The sequence below is a fragment of the Acidimicrobiales bacterium genome, assembly GCA_036273495.1.
Lineage (GTDB): Bacteria > Actinomycetota > Acidimicrobiia > Acidimicrobiales > JAJPHE01 > DASSEU01.
This window is the reverse complement of sequence record DASUHN010000401.1, coordinates 1-2,174: the sequence shown is the minus strand read 5'-3', so window position 1 is coordinate 2,174 and position 2,174 is coordinate 1. Positions and strand designations below refer to the sequence as shown.

4 protein-coding genes are annotated in these 2,174 nt (G+C 72.0%); 2 read left to right on the top strand and 2 right to left on the bottom strand.

Annotated elements, in window-relative coordinates; genetic code table 11:
* The coding region (locus VFW24_17525) for a GNAT family protein (protein HEX5268569.1) at nucleotides 1-399 on the top strand (399 nt) is incomplete at its 5' end.
* A gap of 7 nt (nucleotides 400-406) precedes the next feature.
* Here VFW24_17525 and VFW24_17520 read toward each other — a convergent pair.
* Both VFW24_17520 and VFW24_17515 read right to left on the bottom strand, forming a co-directional pair.
* Nucleotides 407-1,009: a hypothetical protein gene (locus VFW24_17520; protein HEX5268568.1), complete on the bottom strand. Its 603-nt coding sequence runs from the start codon at nucleotides 1,007-1,009 to the stop codon at nucleotides 407-409.
* Nucleotides 1,006-1,356 carry a PadR family transcriptional regulator gene (locus VFW24_17515; GenBank protein HEX5268567.1) on the bottom strand — a complete coding sequence of 117 codons (351 nt, stop codon included), beginning with the start codon at nucleotides 1,354-1,356 and terminating at the stop codon, nucleotides 1,006-1,008. The genes VFW24_17520 and VFW24_17515 overlap by 4 nt, the downstream gene beginning before the upstream one ends.
* A gap of 123 nt (nucleotides 1,357-1,479) precedes the next feature.
* Here VFW24_17515 and VFW24_17510 point away from each other — a divergent pair.
* Nucleotides 1,480-2,174: MFS transporter (locus VFW24_17510; protein ID HEX5268566.1), on the top strand; the 695-nt coding region annotated here is incomplete at its 3' end.

Genomic DNA, 2,174 nt, shown 5'->3' with positions numbered 1-2,174 from the left:
GTCGACCGGTGGAAGGAGCTCGAACGGCGTTGGTCCCGCGACGGGCTGATGGGCGAGGAGGGCTTTCTGAGCGTCGCCCTCGAGGACCGCACATGCATCGGCCTGGTGAACTGGCGGGCCGGTCGCTTCGGCTCCTGTGAGATCGGCATCGCCCTGTTGCCCGACCATCGGGGCAGGGGCTACGGGACGGATGCCCAGCGCCAGCTGGTCGACTACCTGTTCTCGAACCATCCGGTTCACCGGCTGGAGGCCGGCACGGAGAAGGACAACATCGCCGAGCAGCGCGCCCTGGAGAGGGTCGGCTTCGTGCGCGAGGGCGTCAGGCGGGCGGGGCGCTTCCGGGACGGGCGGTGGCGCGACGGTGTCCTGTACGGGCTGCTCCGCGACGACCCCCGCTAGGTGGTCCTCAGAGGTAGCTCGGCAGCGCCACGCTGTCGTCGGGCCCGCTCCGGTGCTGGTGGACCGAGCACGGTCTCCACCGCCTCCACAGCCACAGGGTCAGGCCCAGGCCGGCGACACCCACGACCAGCAGCACGAATCCCAGGACGTGAAGCGGTCCGTTGTCGAGGAACACGGCCCGGGCCGGCCCGAGGGGTCCGACGATGGTGAACTGGCGGGGGCCCGGCACCAGGGCGGGGATCGGCAGGTTGATCGAGCGCCGGGCCATCGCCAACGACGTCGAGGCGTGACCGCTGGCGGCTATGGCCAGACCCACCACCGCGACGAAGAGCGAGGCCAGACTGCCTCCGGCCAGAACCCACGGTGAGCGCCGCGCCGTAGACACCAGGTACCGGCCGGGGCTGGCGACGCCCCGGGCCGTGGCCCTGGATGCGGCGAAGGCGCGGGCGTTGAACACTCCGTTGCCGAGCACCTCCTCGGGCGCAGCCCCCTCCGCCGCCGCCTCGGTCAGATCCGCTGTCAGGTCGGCCGCCATCTCCTCGGCGGCGGCGTCGGGAACGCCGAGGCGCTTCCACTCCTTGCGGCACTCGTCCACGAACCGGCCACTCATGACTCCACCTCCGCTCCGAGGCCCAGCACAGCGTCCACCGCGTCCCGCGTGGCCCGCCACTCCCGTAGGCCCGATGACAGCGCCCGTCGCCCCTGGGGGGAGAGGCTGTAGTACTTCCGGGGCGGCCCGCCGTTGCTGGCGGCCCGGTGGGTGTCGACCAGGCCGTCCCGCTCGAGCCGGCCGAGCAGCGGATAGATCGAGCCCTCGCCGACGATCGAGAGGCCCCGGGCCCCCAGGCGCTTGGTCATCTCGTAGCCGTAGGCCGGGCCCTCACCCATCACCGCCAGCAGGCACAGGTCCAGGACGCCGCGGAGCAACTGGGTGCGCCGGCCACCCACCTCTACCATGCAACGCATGCTACCGGATCGCTAGCTTGCGGCGCAAGGCATCGGCGCGGCGCTGACCGCGCCCGACCGCAGAGGCGGCCGAAATACCGGTCGGGGCGGCCGGAATCCTCCTAACGTCGGGCAGTGCGCGTGCTGATGGACACCACGCCTCTCCGGGTGTCGGCGGACTTCCGGCGGTTGTGGCTGGGCCAGGCCGTGTCCTTCATCGGCAGCACGATGACGACCGCGGCGCTGCCGTACCAGGTGTACCACCAGACCGGATCGTCGCTGGATGTCGGGCTCCTCGGGCTGGCCCAGCTGGCCCCACTGCTCCTGTTCTCACTGGTGGCCGGGACGTTCGCGGACGGGTTCGACAAGCGCCGGCTGCTCGTGGTCGTGACGTCGAGCGCGCTCCTCTGCTCGGGCGGCCTGACCCTCAACGCCTCCCTGGCTCACCCGCTCCTGTGGGTGGTGTACCTCCTGGGCGCGGTGTCGAGCGCGGTCATGGCCGCCACCTTCCCCGTTGTCCGCTCCCTCCTGCCCCTTCTCCTCGAGGAGGAGCTGCGTCCCGCCGCCTTCACCCTCCAGTCGGCGTACGGGTCGTTCGGGATGATGGTGGGCCCGGCGGTGGCGGGGGCGGTGATCGGAGCGGCGGGGCTGGCGCCCACCTACGCCGCCGACGTCGGCACCTACGTGATCTCGCTCGGGTTCTTCGCCGGCCTGGCCGCCTCCCCGCCGGTCGCGGGGGCGGCGCGGGTGTCGGCGGCCTCACTGTTCGAGGGCCTGCGGTTCCTGCGGGGCTCGCTGGTGACGAGCATCTTCGCCATCGACTTCCTGGC